Raw genomic sequence first — 20,281 nt, 5'->3', positions numbered from 1 at the left:
GGGCCGCTTTCAACTGCACACAGAAAAACACCTCGCGCTCTTTACGTAACTCAGAAATTTCCGTTCAAAAGACCTTCCCAAATCAATGCGTTCAGAGTAGAAGCTGCGCATGACTGACCGCATCCTCATAATTGATTTTGGATCTCAGGTCACTCAGCTCATTGCGCGCCGCGTGCGCGAGTCTGGTGTGTACTCCGAGATCGTTCCGTTCCAGTCTGCAGAAGCTGCTTTTAAGGAGATGAATCCAAAAGCAGTGATCCTGTCAGGTGGTCCGGCATCCACGACTGAAATGGGGAGCCCGCGCGCACCCCAGATCGTATTCGAGGCAGGTATCCCTGTCCTTGGAATTTGTTATGGTCAGCAGACCATGTGTGCCCAGTTGGGCGGCGAAGTTGCTACATCCGACCATAAAGAGTTTGGTCGCGCCTTTGTTTCAGTTGAAAAGCCTTCTCCTTTATTCGAAGGTTGCTGGGACCAAGGCTCAAACCATCAGGTTTGGATGAGCCACGGTGACCGTGTAGTCTCCCTTCCGACGGGTTTTGAAGTGATCGGCACTTCAGAAGGCGCGCCGTTTGCAGCAATTGCAGACGAGAAACGCCACTTCTATGCCGTTCAGTTCCACCCGGAAGTGGTGCACACTCCAGATGGTGCAAAGCTCATCGAGAACTTCACCCACAAGATCGCAGGCTGTTCAGGCGACTGGACAATGGCGGAATACCGCCAGCAGGCCATTCAGGCGATCCGTGATCAGGTTGGTGATGGCAAGGTCATTTGTGCCTTGTCCGGCGGCGTTGACAGCTCTGTTGCAGCCGTACTGATCCACGAAGCTATTGGCGACCAGCTCACCTGTATCTACGTGAATCATGGGTTGATGCGTCTTGGTGAAACTGAACAGGTCGTCTCCATGTTCCGCGAGCACTATAATTTGCCGCTGATTCATGTCGATGCTTCTGATCTCTTTATCGGCGAACTGGAGGGTAAATCCGATCCAGAAGAAAAGCGCAAGATTATCGGCAAGCTCTTCATTCAGGTCTTCGAAGAAGAGGCGAAAAAGCTGGGTGGGGCAGACTTCCTTGCGCAGGGAACCCTGTATCCTGACGTAATCGAAAGCGTCTCCTTCACGGGTGGCCCATCTGTGACCATCAAGTCTCACCACAACGTGGGCGGCTTGCCAGAGCGCATGAATATGCAACTGGTTGAGCCACTACGTGAGCTGTTTAAGGATGAAGTGCGCGATTTAGGTCGTGAGCTTGGTCTCCCAGACAGTTTCATTGGACGCCACCCATTCCCAGGACCGGGCCTTGCGATCCGTTGTCCGGGCGGCATCACCCGCGAAAAATTGGATATTCTGCGTCAGGCAGATGCCATCTATCTGGATGAGATTCGCAAAGCTGGTCTTTACGATGCCATCTGGCAGGCCTTCGCTGTTCTGCTTCCGGTGCAAACCGTAGGCGTTATGGGCGATGGCCGCACCTACGAGTTCGTCTGTGCTCTGCGCGCAGTAACCTCCGTAGACGGAATGACAGCAGACTTCTATCACTACGACATGGAATTCCTTGGCCGGGCAGCGACCCGCATCATCAACGAAGTACGCGGCATCAACCGCGTCGTTTATGATGTCACCTCCAAGCCTCCAGGCACCATTGAGTGGGAATAAACTGATTGAAAGCTGGGGTGGTACCACCCCGGCTTTTTTCTTGAGGAGCTTAAGAGGCTGCCCAGCTACCCAAATAATTTTGCGCAGGGGACGCAGTATAGAGCAGCCGGGTCGGCGCGCAGGCGCGCTTCGGGAATGTCTTCTCCACACTCCAGGCAAAAACCATACTCGTCTTCTTTGATCCGGTGCAGGGCGCTCTCGATTCGCTGTAGCTCTCTGGCTCGCTGACGGTCATTGGCTTGGGCCATGGCTTGGCGCTGCATGGCATCCATACGGGACAGGCGCCCAACCGATTGCTGATCAAGGGCAACGGTTGCACGGTCTGCCTCGGAAATCTCGGAGAGTTCACTAAGCTCCTTCCTGCGCGCCAGAAGTAAGCCCTGTGCTTCGTCAAGGGTCAGTACCATCAGATCATCTCCCACCCAATCCGTGATGAAGTCAGTATGAGGGAGGAAGAAGAAGCTGCGCAAGTAAAACAAAAACGCCCATCAAAAATGGGCGTTTGGGAAGGCACATTAGATTTTCATCAGGCTGGAAACGGTTTGCTTTTCGCCAACGAATTCAACGCCAAGTGAGTCTGGAGTTCTCCAGCGCACTTCAACTTGCACGCGCTGGCGTAAATGAACCAGATAGAGATAAAACTCGTCTGGCACATCGATTGTTGTTTCCATCTTCAGGCGTGCGCCGTAATCGGATAAATCACGAATAGTGCAGTCGAAAACCATGGTGTGGTTTGCGAAAACAATGCGTCCTTCCTTTAATGTGCGTCGGCGATAAGCCCGGCGACGCTCAGCATTTGCTGTTGCACTATCACTATCGGACATAGAACTTTCCAAGTGGTGTTTTTGTTGAGGGACCTAATACCTATCAAAAAATAGGAGTCACACAGTCAAGTTATGATATATGCAGGTAAATAACCCATCCTGATTTACCTAGAAACCCTCTAGGATCTCAAGGGCTCTTTGAAAAAGAATTGGGTAAATGTAGTAAGTGCTTACGCAAGGAATATTGAGGCCATTGATATTTCACAGCGTATTGCAAAAGTGCATAAGCTCAACTTTGGGCTTAAACGTAAAAAACAAATCTAAAGGCTCACTCGATGACGCTGCTACTTCTCGGGCTTTTTATCTTTTTGGGAATTCATTTCCTCCCATCATTCCCTGGGCTTCGTGATTCCGTTGTCCAGCGCATTGGCTTAAATCCGTATAGAGTATTTTATTCACTGATCGTGCTGACTGGTCTGTTTTTCATGATCTACGGCTTTGCTCTGGCACGTCAGGAGGACTGGTACCCGCTCTATATAACACCGTTCTGGATGCGCCATCTGGCAATGACGCTGCTGCTGCCGGTCTTCATTCTGGTTTTTGCGAAATTCATTCGCGGTAATATCGCCAAGTGGACCAAGGACCCGGTGATCCTTGCTGTAAAGATCTGGGCGATCTCACACTTGCTCGTCAATGGTGAGCCATATTCGGTGGCCCTGTTTGGCGGCTTCCTTGTCTGGGCAATTTGGGCACGAATCTCTCTGAAGAAATTCAACCGTAAGAACACTGAGACCGAGGAGTTCCCCCACGCACTCCGCAATGACATCATCAGCGTAGTCCTGGGCGTCTTGCTGTATGGTCTATTCGTGTGGAAGGTGCACACACTGCTGATCGGTATGCCGATCCTCACATAAATCGCGCGTCTCCCAATCTAAGCAACAAACGCAGACCGTCTGTGTGACTTGTCAGTCATGCAGGCGGTCTTTTTTTGAGCCTTTCGTAAGGGTAAAGTTTGTTTTGCAATTCAGATCTGCGTGAAATACGTTGTGCCGGTTGATCTTGGGAGAGAACAATTTATGACTTATTTGATTTCCGGCCTTGCTGCTTTTCTTCTGGTACATCTGATCCCGTCCTTCTCAGGACTAAGAGAGACACTCGTAGAGCGTCTTTCTTTCAATGGGTATCGAGGCCTTTACACAATCGTTGCACTGGGTGGCCTGGTTGTCGCTATTTATGGTTTTGGCGTTGCATGGAATGGAGACTATGCGCCGTGGTATGTGGCACCAAGCTGGGGCCGCCATGTGACCATGCTGCTGATGCTGCCGGTCTTTCCGCTTTTCTTTGCCTCTCAGCTAAAGGGCAACATTACCCGTGTCACCAAGCACCCGCTCATCAACGCAACAAAATTCTGGGCAGTTGCGCACCTGTTCGCCAATGGTGAACCGTATTCAGTGCTTTTGTTTGGTTCATTCCTGATTTGGGCGATCATTGTCAGAATCTCCATTGCCCGCCGCGAACGGGTCACACCGCCGGTCCACGACTATCCAAATGCCGTGAGAAACGATGTAATCTCCGTTGTCCTCGGTCTGATTGTTTATGGCCTGTTCGTGTGGAAACTACATGCAATTTTGATCGGTGTGCCGATCGTAGCTTGACCTTTTGCATGTGTTAAGGTTTCAAGACAGATATAAAAGTGGTTCTCTCCTGCATTTGCTCTTGCAAATGTAGGTGGGAAAACTCTTTTCTTGCCCTAAATATGCCACTAATCGGTTGAAAGAGGTAGGGGAAGAGGTTTGCCTGCGGCTCTGTTGGTTTTAATGTGACGCCGCCCATTGGGATACCACACACCTAAGAATCGTTGCTGCAGGAACATTTGAAGTTATGTCCGACATTTTTCGCGAAGTCGATGAAGAAGTAAGAAGCGACCAGTTTTCAAAGCTTTGGAAGCGCTTTGCTCCGTTTGTATACCTGACAGCAGGTCTTATCGTTGTAGGTACTGCAGGGTATCGCGGCTATGAATACTGGGAGAACAAGCAGTCTCAGTCCGCTGGCGCAGAGTTTCTGGAAGCCGTGAAGCTTTCAGAGGCGGGCAATCATGCAGAAGCTCAAGCATCTTTCGTTTCCATGGAAAGCAGCATTGGTGGCTATCCGATGATGGCCAGAATGCGCATCGGAACTGAACTGGCACTGCAAGGTCAAAACGAAGACGCGATCAAGGCTTTTGAAGATGTCGCAGCTGACAGCTCCACTCCAACAGTCTACAAGGGTCTTGCAAACATCCGCGCAGCATATCTTTTGTTGGACAGCGGCGATCTGGCTGCGGTGAAGCAAAACACCGAAGTACTTGCCGTTGCAGGCAACACTTGGCGCTTCTCAGCACTGGAAATTCTGGGGGCAGCTGAATACAAGGCTGGTGATCTGGAAGCAGCACGCACTCGCTTTAGTGAAATTGTTGGTGATCCAGCAGCACCATCAGATATTTCCGGGCGGGCACAGATCTATCTTGAACTGATTACCTCTGCATTGGGCGAAGACGAAAAGGGGACTGAATAAGTGGGCGAAACCAAAAGAAAGTCTTGGAAGACTTTGATTGGAACCAGCGCGCTAGCGCTGACGCTGGCAGGTTGTTCTTCTCTTTCCAGTTTAAATCCATTCGGCGGCGATGATGAATTCCTTGAGGGCGATCGTCAGCCACTTTATACGGGCACAGTAACGTCTTCTGCATCAGGTGCAGCCGCCACCATTGGCGCTGCCACAGGTGGGTCAACCTGGCCAGCTGCTGCAGGACCACGAAATAATGATCCCGGCAACATTGCGATCAATGTTACCGGTAACGTGGCATGGTCCTCCAATATCGGCCAAGTTCGTCGTGCAGGGTTCTTCCGTATTGGTGCCAGCAACCCGCGCACAGCAGCGCGTCCGGTTTCTGATGGGCAGCGCATCTACGTCTATAAGTCAGACGGAAACCTTGTTGCACTGACAACAGGTGGCGCTCAGGTCTTCACCAAAGACCTCAGACCGCGAAACGAAGGGGAAGTCGCAGCAGGCGGCGGCGTTGTGCTTGATGGAAGCAGGGTCTTCGTCGCGACTGCCTACCGCAATGTGTACGCGCTTGATAAGGCCGGAAACGTTCTCTGGACCACGACGCTGGATACCCCGGCGCGCGGCGCTCCAGCTGCTTCCAACGGCATGGTCGTGGTTGTAACACAAGACAACGAAGTGATCGGTCTGAATCAGTCAAATGGTGAGCAGGCCTGGTCCTTCGCCGGTATCGCAGAGAACGCAGGCCTGCTTTCCTCCGCAAATCCGGCAATTTCCGGCAGCACCGTTGTTGTGCCTTTTTCCTCAGGCGAGGTTATGGCGCTTGACATTAACACCGGTGAGCCTAAATGGATCGATACCGTTGCGCGGTCCTTCCGTACTCGCGCAGTATCCGGTTTGACAGATGTTTCCGCAAGCCCGGTCATTGCTGGCAATACGGTTGTGGCATCCTCCGTTTCTGGCCGGACACTGGGCATTTCATTGGGAGATGGCGAGCGTCTATGGGAGGCTGATTTCGGGGCCGTACATACGCCGGTCGTTTCCGGGGGAACCGTGTTCCTGATTGGCCTGGATGACAAGATGCACGCAATCTCAAGCAGAAACGGCAATCTTCTCTGGACGACCGAGTTGCCAACTGGTGAAGGTGGCGGCAGAAATGTCAACTGGGCAGGTCCAATTCTGGCCAACGGCCAGCTCTACGCCGTGTCCAGCAACGGTTATCTTGCATCAGTGGATGCAAAAACCGGTCAGGCATCCGCTTCGCGGAAAGTAACTGACGGCGTATTTGTATCACCAATTGTTGCTGGTGGACGTATGATCGTCCTCACCAGTGACGGAGCGGTTGCGGCGCTGAACTAGCGCCGTAGACCAGACGAGGAGTATTCGCGTGACTGCGACAGTCGCCATTATTGGCAGACCTAATGTTGGCAAGTCGACGCTCTTCAATCGCCTTGTAGGTAAGCGCCTAGCGCTTGTCGATGATACCCCAGGTGTGACCCGCGACCGTAGGTCCGGTGATGCACGCTTGGGCGATTTGCGATTCAAGATCGTTGATACTGCTGGCTTGGAAGAAGCAGAGGCAGCAAGCCTCGAGGGGCGCATGCGCGCCCAGACAGAAGAAGCAATCCGGGAAGCGGATGCATGCTTATTCCTTATCGATGCACGCGCAGGTTTGATGCCGCTCGATGAGCACTTTGCGAACCTTCTTCGCCGGGCCCAGACCCCTGTAATTCTTTGCGCCAACAAGGCGGAAGGCAAGGCAGGCGATGGTGGCCTTTACGACGCGTTCACACTCGGACTGGGTGATCCTATCGCCCTGTCTGCAGAACACGGGGAAGGCCTCTCAGAGCTCTATGACTTCCTGCGTCCGATTGTTGATGCGGCAGAGGAAGCGGAAAGTTCCTCCGAGTTTTCCGAAGCGCGCACCGACGTGGATGTAGAGGACGAAGAGATCGACGAGCCGGTTGGCACCGTTGAACGTCCTTTACGCATGGCCATTGTGGGACGTCCAAACGCTGGTAAATCCACACTCATCAACCAGATGCTGGGTGAAGAGCGTTTGCTGACCGGTCCTGAGGCTGGCATCACCCGCGACAGTATCTCTGTTGAGTGGGAATGGCAGGATCACCACGTCAAAGTGTTCGATACCGCTGGTATCCGTAAGAAGGCTCGCGTTCAGGAAAAGCTTGAAAAGCTCTCCGTTGCAGATGCTCTGCGCGCAGTAAAGTTCGCGGAAGTCGTGGTCGTCACCCTTGATGCGACCATCTCCTTTGAAAAGCAGGATCTGCAGATCATCGATCTGTGCGCTCGTGAAGGTCGCGCAATCGTGATTGCCATCAATAAGTGGGATCTGATCGAAGATCGTGAAGATGCGTGGGGGCACATTAAAGATGCCCAGCAACGCTATCTGAACCAGCTGCGCGGCGTTGAGATTGTCACTATGTCCGGTATCAACGGGCAGGGGCTTGATAAACTCATGCAGGCTGTCTTCCGGGCCTACGAGATGTGGAACAAGCGCATTGGCACATCCGGCCTCAACCGCTGGCTGGAAGGGGTTCTGATCCACCATCCGCCGCCAGCAGTCTCCGGTCGTCGTGTGCGTCTGCGTTTCATGACGCAGCCAAAGACACGTCCGCCGCACTTCGTGGTGTTCAGCTCCAAGCCGGACAATTTGCCTGAGAGCTACACCCGCTACCTTGTGAACGGTCTTCGCGAGCGCTTTGATATCAAGGGCACGCCTATTCGCCTGTCCTATCGAAAAGGCGATAACCCGTACCACAAGAAAAGAAACTGATTTCAGTTCCAAGAACTACAAAAAGGGCAGCATTCAGCTGCCCTTTTTCGTGGCCCACTTAATGAGCATAAAATGCGTCAGGGTTCTGCCCACTAGCGTGCAGACGAATTTTTCTCTAGAAGTATCAATAGTGCGGCCAACAAATTGCAATTCCTCCTGAAACTGCTTTTGATCGCACCCACTATTTGCATTCCACATAGAAAATAGAGGCCCCATGTCACAAGACCGTTTCACCTTCGCTAAGGCTCTGGTTAAGCGCGCTGGCGTATTCGCGCACGAGTATTACATGCGCCTGGATACTCTCAATATTGAGAGCAAGGGTCATCAAGATATGGTGTCAGAGGCTGATCGGGATACAGAAGCTCTTGTCCGAAATGCAATTGCACAAGCGTTTCCCGAGGACACCATTGTGGGAGAAGAGGACGGTGTCAACAAAGGCACCTCTGAATACACATGGATTATTGACCCGATTGACGGAACCGCAAATTTCATCGCCAGTATCCCACAATGGTGCGTGATCATCGCCTGTGTCAAAAATGGCGAAAAACATATCGGTGTCATCTACGATCCGTGTGCTGATGAGCTGTTTGCTGCTGAAAAAGGCAAGGGTGCAACGATTAATGGCACGCCGATGAGGGTCTCTGCAAGCCAATCTCTTGCCAACGGCTCCCTCGGTCTGGGCTACAACGCCCGTGGGAATAAACAGTCAACCAAAAATGCCATTGATCTGCTGATGGATGAAGGAGGGATCTTCTTCCGCAATGCTTCTGGTGGCCTGATGCTTGCTTACGCTGCCTCTGGCCGCCTCATTGGCTACATTGAAGATCATATGCTCTCGTGGGATTGTATGGCAGGCCTGACACTCGTGGAAGAAGCCGGTGGTATCGTTCAAGAGATCGATGTCGCAGATGCAGTCATGAACGGCTGTAAGGTTGTAGCCACTTGCCCTGGCGTGTTTGATCAGGTCAAAGCTTTGACGGATAAGTCCTTCATCTAAGCGATCCGAATTAGAACCCATAATGCAAAAAAAAAGCCCCGGCATTAGACCGGGGCTTTTGGATTCATATTGCAGGTCGTGCCTAGTAGGACGGTTCAGCGAAATCGCGCAGGGCTTTGATCTGAAAATCGTAGATGCGACCATTCTCTTCGCTCTCAGGCACACAGAAGCGCACGATATCATCGGATACTTCAGAGGCGTGCGGCAAAGTCATTGGATCTTCACCCGGCATTGCTTTCGCACGCATACCAGTACGCATTGCGCCAGGGTTGACCAGCATGGATTTGACGTTGGTCTTCCGCGTCTCGTTCACATAGGTATGGACCAGCGCCTCAAGAGCCGCTTTGGAGATGTTGTAAGGCCCCCAGTAGGCCCGGCACCGTAGCGACGCTGCTGAGGTCAGGAAGACCGCACGCCCAGCATCAGACTGGCGCAACAGCGGGTCCAGTGACCGGATCAGGCGCCAGTTGGCGGTCACGTTGATTTTCAGAACATCATCAAACTTCTTCGGATCAATGTGACCCAGTGGAGATGTCGGGCCAAGAATACCAGCATTACCCACCAGAATGTCGAGCTTCTTCCAACGTTCAAAGATTGCAGCGCCCAGACGATCGATCGCATCAAAATCGGTCAGGTCAAGCGGAACAAGAGTAGCCGAACTGCCGACCTGCTGGATCTCATCATCCAGTTCTTCCAGTCCGCCAACAGTACGCGCAATCGCAATAATATGCGCACCTTCTTCAGCAAGCTTTTTCGCAGCAAAATAGCCAATGCCACGGGATGCACCCGTGACAACGGCCACACGACCTTCAAGTCTTTTGGAACTCATTGAACTTAACCAGTTTCTACAAGGCGGGGGGCCTGACGTGTGTCTACATCGTCAGACAGATCTGTCAGCGGGGTTGGGTAGTCCCCGGTAAAGCAGTGATCAGTGAACTGTGGGTTCTCGTTGTCACGGCCATTCTCATGGCCCATGGCACGGTAGACGCCATCAATGCTCAGGAAGGCGAGGGTGTCTGCGCCAATGTATTTGCGCATGCCTTCAAGATCATACTTGGCCGCAAGCAGCTTTTCGCGAACTGGCGTATCGATACCGTAGTAATCAGAGAACTTGATTGGAGGGGAGGCCAGACGGAAGTGAACTTCCTTGGCACCCGCATCCCGGATCATCTGAACGATTTTCACACTGGTGGTACCACGCACAAGGCTGTCATCCACCAGCACCACCCGCTTGCCTTCAATCTGCGCTCTGTTAGCAGAGTGCTTTAGCTTAACGCCGAGCGTACGAATCTGCTGCGTAGGCTCAATGAAGGTCCGGCCAACATAGTGGTTTCGGATGATGCCCAGTTCAAACGGAACACCGCTTTCAGCCGCAAAGCCAAGAGCAGCAGGAACACCGGAATCTGGAACCGGTACAATCACATCCGCTTCCACCGCGCTTTCCTGCGCCAGAACCCGGCCAAAACGCTTGCGAACGTCATAAACGGAGTGACCGTTCAAAACGCTGTCCGGACGGGAGAAGTAGATGTACTCGAAGATATCCGGGCGGGAAGGGCGCTTGCCAAACGGGAAGTAGCTCTCGATGCCACCTGGCGTACAAACAACAACCTCGCCGTTCTCCACTTCGCGGATGAACTTTGCGCCAATAATGTCGAGTGCGCAGGTCTCACTGGCAAGAATCGGAGCTCCGTTCAGGTCACCCAGAACAAGCGGGCGAATGCCAAACGGATCACGCGCACCAATCAGCTTCTTTCGCGTCAGAGCAACAAGAGAATATGCGCCTTCCATCTGGCTGATGGCCTCGATGAAACGATCAACGATCTTTGCCTCACGGGAGCGGGCAACCAGCTGCAGAACCACTTCACTGTCAGAGGTGGACTGGCAAATTGCGCCATCCTTGATCAGCTGCCGGCGCAGGGTCATCGCATTGGTGAAGTTGCCGTTGTGACAGATCGCGATACCACCACCATCAAGCTCCGCAAACAGCGGCTGGATGTTGCGCAGTGCTGCTTCACCAGTGGTGGAGTAGCGTACGTGACCAATCGCGTAGGGACCCTTCAGGTTGTCGATGGTTTCCTGATGGGTGAAATGATCACCAACCAGACCCATATGCCGTTCCGAGCGGAACTGATCCCCATCAAACGTTACAATGCCAGCAGCTTCCTGTCCGCGATGCTGAAGGGCATGAAGCCCCAGAGCTGTCAGCGCCGCTGCATCGTCATGTCCAAGAATGCCAAAAACGCCGCATTCCTCGTGCAGGGTATCGCCGTCAAAATCCGCCTGTAGCTCGGTCAGAGCGGCAGAATTGTTTGATACGCCACTGCTCATGGCATCACTCCTTGGTTCTTACTTGGGCCTAATATCAACGTAAAAGCTTAGTTCTGGCCATCGCCAGAGGCCGTCAACTGATCCAGTCCACGCCGCTCACTTGGGGAGTAGCGGGCTTCTTCGTCACTGGGTGCACCTGTCGCAGGGCCATTTGAGCCGCCCTGCTTACGGATCTGGTCCATAATAGCACGCTCTGGGTCATCTGGCAGAGCCGAGACCAGATTCTGGCCGCTCGTTACCAAGAGATGCCTGGATTTCGCATCAATGATCCAGTTTGGTTGCCGTGGCTCCGGCACAAACCAGTTGAAGAATAGTAGCGCAACAACAACAAGTAGGAAACCGCGGGCTGCGCCAAAGACAAAACCGAGGGTTCTGTCGAGTGCGCCAATGCGGCTGTCCAGCACAAAGTCTGAAATGCGCATGGTGATGTAGCTCACCAGAATCAATGTTACGAGGAACACCGCACCTGCAGCAATCGCAGTTGCTAGTGTGTCATTGGCCACGTGCTGCAACACAAATGGTTTCAGGCTGCCGTAGAAAATATAAGCCGCAACTGCTGCAGCCACCCATGATGCAATAGAAAGGACCTCACGAACGAACCCGCGAATCATCGCAAGAACGCCAGAGATCAGCATGATAGCCAATAGAATTCCGTCTAAGAGTGTGATCGGCATCTGTCGACACATGTCCCTTGTTTGACTGGCAGGCAAACCAACAAAAATGCCTGCCGGTTAAAATCAGCCCAGGTAAATCCCTTAAGCGTTTTCCATTTTATGCGCACTGGCAGCTATATTTGCTACCAAATCTCCCAGCTCCTCAAGTCCTTTAATATGACCAAGCGCTTTGGAGCCTTCTTTCATATTCCCGTCAGGTATAACCGCCTGACCGAATCCAAGCTTCTGAGCTTCCTTTAATCGGGAAGCAGCCTGGGCAACTGGTCGAACCGCGCCAGACAGACTGATTTCGCCGAAATAGACGCATTCGAGGGGAAGAGCAACCCCACTAAGCGATGAGATAAGAGCTGCCGCAACTGCAAGGTCAGCTCCCGGCTCATTAATCCTCAGGCCACCGGCAACGTTTAGATACACGTCATGCTGCGTAAACTTAACACCGCAGCGCGCTTCAAGCACTGCCAAAATCATGGAGAGCCGCGCACTGTCCCAACCGATCACCGCACGGCGCGGCGTGCCAAGCGGAGAAGGGGCAACAAGCGCCTGCATCTCAACCAGTAATGGCCGGGTTCCTTCTATACCCGCAAACACGGCTGAACCTGGAGCAGTAGCGCTACGTTCACTGAGGAACATTGCACTCGGGTTTTTCACTTCACGCAGGCCCTTATCAGACATCTCGAAGACGCCGATCTCATCAGTCGGGCCAAAGCGGTTCTTCACCGCGCGCAAGATTCGGTATTGATGCGCGTTATCGCCCTCAAAGTAGAGCACGGCATCAACCATATGCTCCACAACGCGAGGGCCGGCAATTTGGCCATCCTTGGTCACATGACCAACAAGCACAACAGTGGTGCCGGTTTTCTTGGCAAAACGAACCAGAGCCTGCGCAGAGGCGCGCACCTGTGTCACTGTTCCCGGAGGAGAATCGGCCATCTCAGTCCAAAGTGTCTGGATACTGTCGATGATCACAAGGTGAGGGCGCTCATTGCCCTTCTTGTCTTCCAGTGTCGTCAGAATATCTTCAACACTTGTCTCCGCCGCCAGCTGAACCGGCGCATCTCGCAAGCCAAGGCGCTCAGCACGCAGCCGCACCTGATCCACCGCTTCCTCGCCGGAGATGTAAACGATGTTGTGGCCTTGCAAAGCAAGGTGTGCACTGGCTTGCGTCAGCAAGGTGGACTTACCGATTCCCGGATCACCGCCAACAAGCAGGGCAGAGCCCTTAACAAAGCCGCCACCGGTCACCCGGTCCAGCTCTGCTACGCCGGTAACGATTCGCGGTGCTTCTTTGGTCTCGCCGGACAGCCCAACCAACGGTACGACTCGGCCCTTGGCCCGTGTCGCTGTTTTCGGACCTGCTCCAATGCCACCAGCCTGCTGCTCTTCCTGAATTGTGTTCCATTCACCGCACGATTCGCAGCGGCCTGCCCATTTAAGTGTGGTTGCCCCACAAGACTGACAGACAAATGAAAGGGAGCGTTTCGCCATTTTGAATTCAGGTTCCTGCCAGTGTTTGGTCGGCTAGCGTTTATAGTGGCGTGTATAGCGTGCTCCTAGGCTACACAGCAATTCATATGGGATCGTTTGAGCAAAGTTTGCCAATTCATCCACGTTTACGTGCGCTCCCATAATCTCAACGGGCGCCCCGCGCGACAAATGCTCTTCAGGGATGTCCGTTACATCAACTGCAATCATGTCCATGGACACTCGGCCAAAGATCGGGGCAAAGTGTCCGTTGATATAGACACGCGCTCCATTGGGCTGATCATCAGAGCTGCCAACCCGCCGGTGCAGACCATCCGCATAGCCTGCATTGATGGTTGCGATTCGGCTTTTCCGAGACGTTACACGAGAAGCCCCGTATCCCACAGAATCACCTGCCGGAACCTCGCGCAAACTAATGATCTCACCGTGCACATGGGCAACGGCAAGCATCGGGTTCGGTTGGCCCGGAACCGGATTGCCGCCATAAAGCGCAATGCCAGGCCGAACCATATCGAAATGGTACTCAGGGCCAAGGAATATCCCAGAGGAATTACACAATGACCGGCGCGCACCGGGAAAATGCTCACAAACACGCTGGAACCGAGTTAGCTGCTTTTTATTGAGCGTATGGTCTGGCGTATCTGCACAGGCAAGGTGGCTCATGATCAGGTCCACGTTGATGCCTTTAGACAAAGTGGAAGATCCAGCGATCTCGCGCGCATCACGTGCGGATAATCCAAGACGGTGCATGCCCGTATCAAAATGAAGCGCCGCAGGAAGCTCTTCATCAAGGCTCTGCGCAAAGGAAGACCACTCAGCAACCTCTTCATGGCTGTTGAGGACCGGCTTCAGATCAAAATCGTAGTAAAACTTCTCGCGCTCCCGGAAGAGGCCGCTCAGGACGTAGATTTCTACGTGTGGCAGCTGCTTGCGCAGTTCAATGCCTTCTTCCGGAAAAGCTACAAAGAAAACGCGGGCACCGGCATCGTAAAGCGTCTTGCCAACCTCAATAGCACCCGTCCCATAGCCATTGGCCTTTAAAACCACTGCGCAGGTGCAGTTTTCGCCCACCTTCTTATTCAGGTAGCCCCAGTTGGAGCGCAGAGCGGTTAGGTCGAGGGTTAGTTTTGCAGCGCCGCCAGCAGAAAGCGTTGGACGGTCAGAGGTAACAGTGCCCGAATGTGTCACGTGATTGCCTTCAGATTCTTTGAATGCCCGTTAGCCTACAAAACATAGCAGCATTTAAAAAGAAAGACCCGAAGCACTGCACAACTGATGTGCGTAACTCCGGGTCAATCGCTAATTCAGTAGGTAGAACCTGCCTTATTCCATGATTCTGTCAGGAATATGGGCGTCATCTGCCAGATCGGAGAAGCGAGTGTACTCGCCCTGGAACTGAAGATCGACAATACCAGTTGGGCCGTGACGCTGCTTGGCGATAATCACTTCCGCCTTGCCGCGCAACTGCTCCATCTTGGAGCTCCACTCTTCGTACTCAGGAGTACCTTCCGGAGGTTCCTTTTTACCCATGTAGTATTCTTCGCGGTACACGAACATGATCACGTCCGCATCCTGCTCGATTGAACCGGATTCGCGAAGGTCAGACATCTGCGGCCGCTTGTCATCACGGTTTTCAACCTGACGGGAAAGCTGGGAGAGGGCGATAATCGGAACATTGAGCTCCTTCGCCAACGCCTTGAGGCCCGTGGTGATCTCGGTGATTTCCTGAACACGATTGCCCTGATTCTTGGAAGAGCCGGTCAATAGCTGGATATAGTCCACCACGATCATGTTCAGACCCTTTTGTCTCTTCAGGCGTCGTGCCTTGGAGACAAGAGAGGCGATGGAAATACCACCGGTCTGATCCACGTGAAGTGGAACATGCTGCATGTGCTGAGTCGCAGCAACGAGCTTTTCAAAGTCCGCTTCGTTGATGTCGCCGCGGCGAATCTTGGAGGAGGAAATCTCGGTCTGCTCGGAAATAATACGTGTTGCCAGCTGCTCGGCGCTCATTTCCAATGAGAAGAAGCCCACAACGCCGCCGTTGATGGTTTTCAACTCGCCGTCTGGCATTTCTTCAGTCTGGTAATTCTGAGCAATGTTATAAGCAATGTTCGTCGCAAGCGAGGTTTTACCCATCGCAGGACGACCAGCCAGTACCACCAGATCTGAAGACTGCAAGCCCCCCATCAGCTTGTCCAGATCGCGCAATCCCGTCGAAATGCCGGAAAGTGCACCTTCACGCTGATAAGCTGCTGCAGCCATCTCAATGGTTTGCGTCAGCGCACTGCCAAAGTCCTGAAATCCACCGTCAGAACGGCCTGTTTCAGCCAGTTCGAACAAACGACGCTCCGCGTCATCAATCTGTGAGGACGGTGGCATATCGATCGGCGCATCATAAGCAATGTTCACCATGTCTTCGCCAATGGTGATCAGGTTACGACGGGTCGCCAGATCATAGATGGTCTTGCCGTAATCTTCCGCGTTGATCACAGAAGTCGCATCACCTGCAAGACGCAGCAAATACTGAGTTGCAGACAGGTCCGCAATTTTCTCATCCGCAGGGAAGAATGTCTTAAGCGTGATAGGCGAGGCAATCTTGCCCGCTTTAATCAGCGCTCCGCATTTGTCATAGATGTCCTTGTGGGGAGCTAAGAAAAAATGGCGTGCTTCCAAAAACTCCGAGACGCGATAATAGGTCTCGTTGTTCACCATGATGGCGCCAAGAAGCTGGCGCTCTGCTTCGGCATTATGCGGTACCACTCTCATGGTCTCACTAGCCTTCTCTAATTTTTGGACTGTGCCCTTCATTCCGCCCCTCGTGCCGGTTGGCAACTTGGTTACAGCTTAAACGCGGACAGGAAAAGGGCCCGACACACCTTAAGCCCAGTTCTTTTTCAAAATTAAATCAGCGGGGAAAATTGCAGGTTGGCAATTGACAGTCGCCGCCCTCAAAACTTTGGGAAAGCTTAGAAAAATTGTTTAAATTCAGCTGTGTTCAGTGCTTTTCGGCCCAGCTGCAATTATTAACAAAGCCTTTTCTAAGGAACAGAATCAGAGGAGTTGTTGCCGATTCTGTCAGGTTGAGTCACAAAAAAAGCAGAGCATTGCGACTCTGCTTTTTCAAAGAAGAATGAAGAAAAATTATTCTTCGGTTTCTTTCTCTTCGCCTTCAGCTTCTTCTTCAGAAGCCTCTTCTTCGCCTTCTTCCAGATCTTCATCTTCTTCCAGATCTTCGTCGAATTCGAAGGAATCTTCGTCCTGAACGGTGAGGTCTTCACCGGCAGCCTGACGTACAGCTTCGTCTTCAGAACGAGCAACGTTAACAGAGATTTCAACTTCAACTTCAGGGTGAAGGACGATGGATACGTCGTGCAGACCAATGGTCTTGATTGGTGCACGCAAGGAAACCTGGGAGCGAACAACGGTGAAGCCTGCTTCAGTCAGCTGGCCTGCAACATCGCGGGTTGCAACAGAACCGTAAAGCTGACCGGTCTCGCCAGCAGCGCGGATAACAACGATGCTTTCGCCAGCCAGCTTTGCGCCAACTGCTTCTGCTTCGCTCTTGCGCTCAAGGTTACGAGCTTCAAGCTGTGCGCGTTCGTTTTCAAAGCGCTCTAGGTTCGCTTTGTTTGCACGAAGTGCTTTTGTCTGAGGCAGCAGGTAGTTACGTGCGTAACCGTCTTTAACAGTTACGGTGTCGCCCATCTGGCCAAGTTTAGCCACGCGCTCAAGAAGGATAACTTTCATGGAATTTCTCCTAATGCTGTCCTGCGGATAATGTGACCCGCAGTTAGAGAGAAGCGTCATTGACGCACTCTGTCTCTCAACCGTGATTCCGACAGTCCGGAATCATGAAAAAGGTCAGGATGCAAAAAGCACCCTGACCTGATAATCAAGACTTACTTGATTACGAACGGCAGTAGGCCGAGGAAACGAGCACGTTTGATGGCACGAGCCAGTTCACGCTGTTTCTTCGCAGATACTGCGGTAATACGGGAAGGAACGATCTTGCCGCGCTCAGAAATGTAGCGCTGCAGAAGACGGATGTCCTTGTAGTCAATCTTCGGAGCGTTCGCACCGGAGAATGGGCAGGTCTTACGACGACGGAAGAAAGGACGACGTCCTGCGGAAGAAGATTCAGCCATTTTCAATTACTCCGCTGCAGGTGCTTCAGGACGACGATCAGGACGTGGACCACGATCACCACGATCTGGGCGAGGGCCACGGTCATTGCGATCACCGCGACGGCGGTCATCACGATCACGCTTCTGCATCATAGCGGACTGTTCTTCGTCCAGCTCTTCTACGCGAATGGTCATGAAACGAAGAATATCTTCGCTCAGGCCCTGCAGACGTTCCATTTCAGCAACAGCTGCATGAGGAGCATCCACGTTCATTAGAACGTAGTGAGCCTTGCGGTTCTTGTTGATACGGTAAGTCAGGGTGCGCAGACCCCAGGTTTCAATCTTGCCGACTTTGCCGCCGTTTTCTTCGAGAACAGTTTTGAACTGCTCAACGAGGGCTTCAACCTGCTGGGTAGAAATGTCCTGGCGTGCCAGGAACACGTGCTCATAGAGCGCCATGTGGATTGCCTTTCTGAGATCAAACAATTCCGGTATCGGCGCAAAGCCCCTTCGAATGGCCCTCAGAAAAAGGCCGCAAGAAGATGTTTCACAAGAGCGGAGACACGGGAAGACGGATATCTTTCGATTCCTACAGTCCCGAAGAACTGCCTTCCTTTTAGCCTCCGGCCAAATACCGGAAACGAGAGGGGCTTTATAGCCAATCCCCTGCAAAAGACAAGCGCTATCGGGGAAAAAGCCCTTTTTTCCAGTTGTAGCCTTGACATTGTGCCAGCAAGACGGCTCATGTCGCCCCGTTGAATACGCAGGTAACCGAGGTTTCCCCTAGGTTTCTTGAGGGTGCGGATAGCTGACGATTAGGGTATCTGCACTGCTACTTATTTGGGCGCGGTCATAATTTGCACGTATTTGCTGAATTTATAGCCGCCCATCTTGGAATACAAAGTGGGATACCCACATTTGACGCAATTAGAATGCGACGGAGCTACTAATAAATGACTATTGCATTTACATTTCCCGGACAGGGTAGCCAGACGGTTGGAATGGGTAAGGAACTTGCCGACACGTTCCCGGAAGCGCGCGCTGTATTTGAGGAAGTTGATGCAGCTCTCGGTCAGTCTCTGACCAAGATCATGTGGGAAGGGCCGGCAGATGAGCTGACCCTTACGGCAAACACACAGCCAGCTCTTATGGCTGTCAGCCTCGCCACTATGCGTGTGCTTGAGGCGAAAGGTGTGGACCTGTCCAAGGCTGCAAGCTTCGTTGCTGGTCACTCATTAGGTGAATATTCTGCACTGGCTGCAGCAGGTTCCCTGAGCATCGCTGACGCAGCACGCCTGCTGCGTATCCGCGGTGATGCAATGCAAAAAGCAGTTCCAGTGGGTGAGGGCGCAATGGCAGCTCTGCTCGGGCTGGACTTCGATCAGGCGATGGAAGTCGCTACAGAGGCCGCTCAGGGCGAAGTTTGTCAGGCAGCAAACGACAACGCAACTGGTCAGGTTGTTGTGTCTGGTCACAAGGCAGCTGTTGAGCGTGCCTGCGAAATCGCAAAAGGTAAGGGCGCCCGCCGCGCTGTTCTGCTTCCTGTATCCGCACCCTTCCATTGCTCCCTGATGCAGCCTGCTGCAGATGCAATGGCGAAGGCACTGGCGGAAGTTGAGATTAAGGCGCCGGTTGTTCCACTCGTTGCGAACGTCCTGGCCGCTCCAATCACCGATCCGGAAGAAGTCCGCACCCGCCTCGTAGAGCAGGTGACAGGAACCGTACGCTGGCGCGAATCTGTAACCTGGATGGCTGACAACGGTGTTACCACCCTCGTTGAGGTCGGTACCGGCAAGGTTCTGACCGGCATGGTGCGCCGTATCGTGAAGTCTCTGGAAGGCGTTGCGGTTAATACCGCAGAAGATATTGATGCGCTGGTTGCGCGTCTTGAAGGCGCCCAGAGCTAATACACAGATTTTGACGGCTCATAGGCGCGCATTTAATACTGCGTATAGACGGGGCACAGGTTTCGTCCCTATGAGTTTTCTTAAATGGATTTTAAGCCGAGGAGACCAACGGCATGTTCAATTTAGAAGGTAAAAGCGCACTCGTAACCGGCGCGACCGGTGGTATCGGTGAGGCGATTGCACGCGCTTTGCACTCTCAGGGTGCAACGGTAACCTTGTCTGGTACCCGCGAAGCAAAGCTGGAAGCGCTGGCAGCTGATCTGGGCGAGCGTGTACACATCAAAGCAGCCAACCTGTCTGATCGTGACAGCGTTGACGCACTTGTGCCTGCAGCTGAAGAAATGATGGGCGGCCTCGATATCCTCGTGAACAACGCAGGGATCACTCGCGACAACATTTTCATGCGCATGAAGGACGAAGAGTGGGATCACGTACTGGAAATTAATCTTTCCGCCACTTTCCGCATCTGTCGTGCCGCGATTAAAGGTATGATGAAGCGCCGTCATGGCCGTATTGTTGGAATTACCTCTATCGTTGGTGTAACCGGTAACGCAGGTCAGGTGAACTATTCCGCTGCAAAGGCGGGCATGATCGGCATGTCCAAGTCGTTGGCGCAGGAAGTTGCATCTCGCAAGATTACCGTCAATACAATTGCTCCAGGTTTCATCTCAACTGCGATGACCGACGAGCTAAACGAAAAGCAGCGCGAATCGATCCTGGGCAATGTTCCAGCTGGTCGTTTGGGCACTGCTGAAGAAGTCGCAAGTGCAGCTGTTTATCTCGCAAGTGATGAAGCAGCGTATATTACTGGCCAGACATTGCACGTGAATGGCGGTATGGCGATGATTTAACGAAGAAAATATGTAGATTTTTCGTACCCTGTACAAAAGGGGCAATCACTACTGGCGGCTGGTAAACCTGAACAGATTGTGCTAGGAACCCGCCGATTAGAAGTGGCCTCTTGGAAAGAGGAACGGAAAAGCTGCGGTTTTCTTTGGAAGCGGCTTAAC

20 protein-coding genes are annotated in these 20,281 nt (G+C 52.8%); 9 read left to right on the top strand and 11 right to left on the bottom strand.

Annotated elements, in window-relative coordinates; translation table 11 throughout:
• Positions 1-109: 109 nt before the first annotated feature.
• Positions 110-1,657, top strand: a complete 1,548-nt coding sequence (guaA, locus tag IE076_RS01055) for a glutamine-hydrolyzing GMP synthase (protein WP_189434588.1) — start codon at positions 110-112, stop codon at positions 1,655-1,657.
• A 65-nt stretch (positions 1,658-1,722) separates the two neighbouring features.
• On the opposite strand, the gene IE076_RS01050 is transcribed toward guaA, so the two are convergent.
• Together IE076_RS01050 and IE076_RS01045 are read right to left on the bottom strand one after the other, a co-directional pair.
• Positions 1,723-2,064, bottom strand: a complete 342-nt coding sequence (locus IE076_RS01050) for a TraR/DksA family transcriptional regulator (RefSeq protein WP_189434586.1) — start codon at positions 2,062-2,064, stop codon at positions 1,723-1,725.
• Between the two features lie 108 nt (positions 2,065-2,172).
• Entirely contained in the window at positions 2,173-2,481 is a 309-nt protein-coding gene (locus IE076_RS01045) for a PilZ domain-containing protein (RefSeq protein ID WP_189434584.1), read from the bottom strand.
• A 275-nt stretch (positions 2,482-2,756) separates the two neighbouring features.
• Between IE076_RS01045 and IE076_RS01040 the strand changes: the two genes are divergently transcribed.
• From IE076_RS01040 to IE076_RS01015, 6 genes are all read left to right on the top strand, one after another.
• Positions 2,757-3,335, top strand: a complete 579-nt coding sequence (locus IE076_RS01040) for an NnrU family protein (protein WP_189434582.1) — start codon at positions 2,757-2,759, stop codon at positions 3,333-3,335.
• A gap of 162 nt (positions 3,336-3,497) precedes the next feature.
• Positions 3,498-4,076 (top strand): NnrU family protein, encoded by a 579-nt coding sequence (locus IE076_RS01035; RefSeq protein ID WP_189434581.1) that lies wholly within the window; start codon positions 3,498-3,500, stop codon positions 4,074-4,076.
• 226 nt (positions 4,077-4,302) lie between these two features.
• Positions 4,303-4,974 (top strand): tetratricopeptide repeat protein, encoded by a 672-nt coding sequence (locus IE076_RS01030; protein WP_189434579.1) that lies wholly within the window; start codon positions 4,303-4,305, stop codon positions 4,972-4,974.
• Entirely contained in the window at positions 4,975-6,321 is a 1,347-nt protein-coding gene (locus IE076_RS01025) for an outer membrane protein assembly factor BamB family protein (RefSeq protein WP_189434576.1), read from the top strand.
• Positions 6,322-6,349: 28 nt separating this feature from the next.
• On the top strand, positions 6,350-7,756 hold the full coding sequence (gene der / locus IE076_RS01020) for a ribosome biogenesis GTPase Der (RefSeq protein ID WP_189434574.1): 1,407 nt from the start codon (positions 6,350-6,352) through the stop codon (positions 7,754-7,756).
• 214 nt (positions 7,757-7,970) lie between these two features.
• Complete coding sequence (locus tag IE076_RS01015; protein WP_189434572.1) at positions 7,971-8,753, top strand: inositol monophosphatase family protein; 783 nt, start codon at positions 7,971-7,973, stop codon at positions 8,751-8,753.
• Positions 8,754-8,835: 82 nt separating this feature from the next.
• Here the strand turns inward: IE076_RS01015 and IE076_RS01010 are convergent, their stop codons facing one another.
• From IE076_RS01010 to rpsF, 9 genes are all read right to left on the bottom strand, one after another.
• Positions 8,836-9,582: an SDR family NAD(P)-dependent oxidoreductase gene (locus IE076_RS01010; protein WP_189434570.1), complete on the bottom strand. Its 747-nt coding sequence runs from the start codon at positions 9,580-9,582 to the stop codon at positions 8,836-8,838.
• A gap of 5 nt (positions 9,583-9,587) precedes the next feature.
• The gene (gene purF / locus IE076_RS01005; RefSeq protein WP_209008741.1) at positions 9,588-11,081 is read right to left on the bottom strand and encodes an amidophosphoribosyltransferase; all 1,494 of its coding nucleotides are present in this window, start codon (positions 11,079-11,081) and stop codon (positions 9,588-9,590) included.
• A 47-nt stretch (positions 11,082-11,128) separates the two neighbouring features.
• Entirely contained in the window at positions 11,129-11,755 is a 627-nt protein-coding gene (locus IE076_RS01000) for a CvpA family protein (RefSeq protein ID WP_189434568.1), read from the bottom strand.
• Positions 11,756-11,836: 81 nt separating this feature from the next.
• Positions 11,837-13,240 carry a DNA repair protein RadA gene (radA, locus tag IE076_RS00995; RefSeq protein WP_189434566.1) on the bottom strand — a complete coding sequence of 468 codons (1,404 nt, stop codon included), beginning with the start codon at positions 13,238-13,240 and terminating at the stop codon, positions 11,837-11,839.
• A 33-nt stretch (positions 13,241-13,273) separates the two neighbouring features.
• Positions 13,274-14,425, bottom strand: a complete 1,152-nt coding sequence (gene alr / locus IE076_RS00990) for an alanine racemase (RefSeq protein ID WP_189434564.1) — start codon at positions 14,423-14,425, stop codon at positions 13,274-13,276.
• Between the two features lie 135 nt (positions 14,426-14,560).
• A complete protein-coding gene (locus IE076_RS00985) occupies positions 14,561-16,048 on the bottom strand; it encodes a replicative DNA helicase (protein ID WP_189434562.1) in 1,488 nt (495 codons plus the stop codon).
• 333 nt (positions 16,049-16,381) lie between these two features.
• Positions 16,382-16,987 carry a 50S ribosomal protein L9 gene (rplI, locus tag IE076_RS00980; RefSeq protein ID WP_189434561.1) on the bottom strand — a complete coding sequence of 202 codons (606 nt, stop codon included), beginning with the start codon at positions 16,985-16,987 and terminating at the stop codon, positions 16,382-16,384.
• 152 nt (positions 16,988-17,139) lie between these two features.
• On the bottom strand, positions 17,140-17,385 hold the full coding sequence (gene rpsR, locus IE076_RS00975; RefSeq protein ID WP_008552033.1) for a 30S ribosomal protein S18: 246 nt from the start codon (positions 17,383-17,385) through the stop codon (positions 17,140-17,142).
• A gap of 6 nt (positions 17,386-17,391) precedes the next feature.
• Positions 17,392-17,823 (bottom strand): 30S ribosomal protein S6, encoded by a 432-nt coding sequence (gene rpsF, locus IE076_RS00970; protein WP_189434559.1) that lies wholly within the window; start codon positions 17,821-17,823, stop codon positions 17,392-17,394.
• 494 nt (positions 17,824-18,317) lie between these two features.
• Here rpsF and fabD point away from each other — a divergent pair, with 494 nt between their 5' ends.
• Together fabD and fabG are read left to right on the top strand one after the other, a co-directional pair.
• Positions 18,318-19,271 (top strand): ACP S-malonyltransferase, encoded by a 954-nt coding sequence (gene fabD / locus IE076_RS00965; protein ID WP_189434557.1) that lies wholly within the window; start codon positions 18,318-18,320, stop codon positions 19,269-19,271.
• A 113-nt stretch (positions 19,272-19,384) separates the two neighbouring features.
• On the top strand, positions 19,385-20,122 hold the full coding sequence (fabG, locus tag IE076_RS00960; RefSeq protein WP_189434555.1) for a 3-oxoacyl-[acyl-carrier-protein] reductase: 738 nt from the start codon (positions 19,385-19,387) through the stop codon (positions 20,120-20,122).
• Positions 20,123-20,281 lie beyond the last annotated feature (159 nt).

It is taken from the genome of Pseudovibrio japonicus (assembly GCF_014651595.1).
GTDB classification, from domain to species: Bacteria; Pseudomonadota; Alphaproteobacteria; order Rhizobiales; family Stappiaceae; genus Pseudovibrio; species Pseudovibrio japonicus.
Note: the sequence above shows the minus strand (reverse complement) of the source record. Positions and strands in the feature narration are given on the sequence as shown.